This is a genomic window from Pedobacter sp. PF22-3 (assembly GCF_026239555.1).
In the GTDB taxonomy this organism is placed as follows: domain Bacteria; phylum Bacteroidota; class Bacteroidia; order Sphingobacteriales; family Sphingobacteriaceae; genus Pedobacter.
This window is the reverse complement of sequence record NZ_JAPIVP010000036.1, coordinates 1-3,228: the sequence shown is the minus strand read 5'-3', so window position 1 is coordinate 3,228 and position 3,228 is coordinate 1. Positions and strand designations below refer to the sequence as shown.

Genomic DNA, 3,228 nt, shown 5'->3' with positions numbered 1-3,228 from the left:
ATGAGACATCATGACAAGAGCAAAAAAGCATACCATATGGCGCAAAAGGCATATGAGTAGAAGAAAGTAATAAAGAGTACACGGGGGATGCCTTGGCTCTCAGAGGCGATGAAGGACGTGATAAGCTGCGATAAGCTTCGGGTATTTGCAAATAGGAATTGATCCGAAGATTTCCGAATGGGGCAACCCGGCATGTTGAAGACATGTCACATATAATGAGCAAACCTGCCGAACTGAAACATCTAAGTAAGCAGAGGAAGAGAAAATAACAATGATTTCCTGAGTAGTGGCGAGCGAAAGGGAAAGAGCCCAAACCTACCTTGTTACGGCAAAGTGGGGGTTGTAGGACTGCAACATGGCATTAGCAAACAGAAGTGGAATGGGATGGGAAGCCCAGCGGTACACGGTGATAGCCCGGTACACGTATAGAATGCTAGCTTAGCAGTATCCTGAGTACCGCGAGGTCGGAGACGCCTTGTGGGAATCTGCCGGCACCATCCGGTAAGGCTAAATACTCCTGAGAGACCGATAGTGAACCAGTACCGTGAGGGAAAGGTGAAAAGAACCCCGAACAGGGGAGTGAAATAGAACCTGAAACCGTGTACTTACAAGCGGTCGGAGCTGGCAGGTCCAGTGACGGCGTGCCTTTTGCATAATGAGCCTACGAGTTACTCTTCTCTGGCAAGGTTAAGTGCTTCAGGCACGGATCCGAAGCGAAAGCGAGTCTGAACAGGGCGTATAGTCAGAGGAGGTAGACGCGAAACCTTGTGATCTACCCATGGACAGGTTGAAGGTGCGGTAACACGTACTGGAGGACCGAACCGATAAACGTTGAAAAGTTTCCGGATGATCTGTGGGTAGGGGTGAAAGGCTAATCAAACTGGGAAATAGCTCGTACTCCCCGAAATGTTTTTAGGAACAGCGTCGGTGTTTAGTTATATAGAGGTAGAGCTACTGATTGGGTGCGGGGGAGTCAAATCCTACCAAATCCAGACAAACTCCGAATGCTATATAATATAACCGGCAGTGAGGCGCGGGGTGCTAAGGTCACGCGCCGAGAGGGAAAGAACCCAGACCATCAGCTAAGGTCCCCAAGTTACGGTTAAGTTGAACTAACGAGGTCCGATTGCACAGACAGCTAGGATGTTGGCTTGGAAGCAGCCATTCATTTAAAGAGTGCGTAACAGCTCACTAGTCGAGCGATCGGGCATGGATAATAAACGGGCATTAAACCGTACACCGAAGCTATGGGATTGAAATATATCGGTAGGGGAGCATTCTATGTGCAGCGAAGGTATCTGGTAATGGGTGCTGGAGCGCATAGAAAAGCAAATGTAGGCATAAGTAACGATAAGGCGGGCGAGAAACCCGCCCACCGAAAGGATAAGGTTTCCTGATCAACGCTAATCGGATCAGGGTCAGTCGGGACCTAAGGAGAACCCGAAGGGGAAATTCGATGGACAACTGGTTAATATTCCAGTACTTTTTATAACTGCGATGTGGGGACGGAGTAGTGACACTGCCGCGATCTGACGGAATAGATCGTTGAAGGCTGTAGGTATACCGACGGTAGGCAAATCCGCCGACGGTGCTGAACGCTGATAGTACCGCAAGGCTTCGGCTGAGTGGATAGTGCAGGTAATCAGACTTCCAAGAAAAACCGCTAAGCTCCAGGTTATAAAAACCCGTACCGCAAACCGACACAGGTATCCGGGAAGAGGATTCTAAGGTGCTCGAGTGAATCATGGCTAAGGAACTCGGCAAAATGGCCCTGTAACTTCGGGAGAAGGGGCGCTTGCAGCAATGTAAGCCGCAGTGAAAAGGCCCAGGCGACTGTTTAACAAAAACACATGGCTTTGCAAAATCGAAAGATGAGGTATAAGGCCTGACACCTGCCCGGTGCTGGAAGGTTAAGAGGGGATGTCATCGTAAGAGAAGCATTGAATCGAAGCCCCAGTAAACGGCGGCCGTAACTATAACGGTCCTAAGGTAGCGAAATTCCTTGTCGGGTAAGTTCCGACCTGCACGAATGGTGTAACGATCTGGGCGCTGTCTCAGCCATGAGCTCGGTGAAATTGTGGTCCCGGTGAAGACGCCGGGTACCCGCAACGGGACGGAAAGACCCCATGCACCTTCACTACAATTTAACATTGACATTGGATACAGGATGTGTAGGATAGGTGGGAGGCTTTGAAGCGGCGTCGCTAGGCGTCGTGGAGCCAACGTTGAAATACCACCCTTTCTGTATTCGGTGTCTAATCCCCCTAAGGGGGAGACATTGTTTGATGGGTAGTTTGACTGGGGTGGTCGCCTCCAAAAAGGTAACGGAGGCTTTCAAAGGTAAGCTCAGTACGCTTGGTAACCGTACGCGGAGTGCAATAGCATAAGCTTGCTTGACTGTGAGACATACAGGTCGATCAGGGTCGAAAGACGGATATAGTGATCCGGTGGTTCTGCATGGAAGGGCCATCGCTCAAAGGATAAAAGGTACGCTGGGGATAACAGGCTGATCTCCCCCAAGAGCTCATATCGACGGGGAGGTTTGGCACCTCGATGTCGGCTCGTCACATCCTGGGGCTGGAGAAGGTCCCAAGGGTTCGGCTGTTCGCCGATTAAAGTGGCACGCGAGCTGGGTTCAGAACGTCGCGAGACAGTTCGGTCCCTATCTGTTGTGGGCGTAGGAATTTTGAGTGGGGCTGACCTTAGTACGAGAGGACCGGGTTGGACCAGCCTCTAGTGAATCTGTTGTTCCGCCAGGGGCATTGCAGAGTAGCTACGCTGGGAATAGATAAGCGCTGAAAGCATCTAAGTGCGAAACTAGCCACGAGATGAGAATTCCATATAGGACCGTAGCAGACTACTACGTTGATAGGCTACAGATGTAAAGCTGGTGACAGCACAGTCGAGTAGTACTAATCATCCGAAGCTTTCAAAGCAAACAGACTGTTGTTTGTTCTTCAAACTAACTTCTTTCAATAATATGTCATTTAAGGCGGAAGGCCAAAGGTGAAAAGGCGGAAGGTTAACCCTCCATCCTTCAACCCTCTATCCCCCGATCTTAATTAAAAACATTCAGGTGCCTATATCGGTGGTGTCCACCTCTTCCCATTCCGAACAGAGAAGTTAAGCCCACCAGAGCCGATGGTACTGCGGTAACACGTGGGAGAGTAGGTCGGTGCCAGATCTTAAAAAGAAACCCTTCAGCAGAAAATGTTGAAGGGTTTTCTT

2 rRNA genes are annotated in these 3,228 nt (G+C 49.9%); both read left to right on the top strand.

Features of this window, described 5'->3' with window-relative positions:
- Positions 1 to 60 precede the first annotated feature (60 nt).
- Positions 61 to 2,935 (top strand): 23S ribosomal RNA (locus tag OQX63_RS23180).
- 137 nt (positions 2,936 to 3,072) lie between these two features.
- A 5S ribosomal RNA gene (gene rrf / locus OQX63_RS23175) occupies positions 3,073 to 3,184 on the top strand.
- Positions 3,185 to 3,228: the final 44 nt, after the last annotated feature.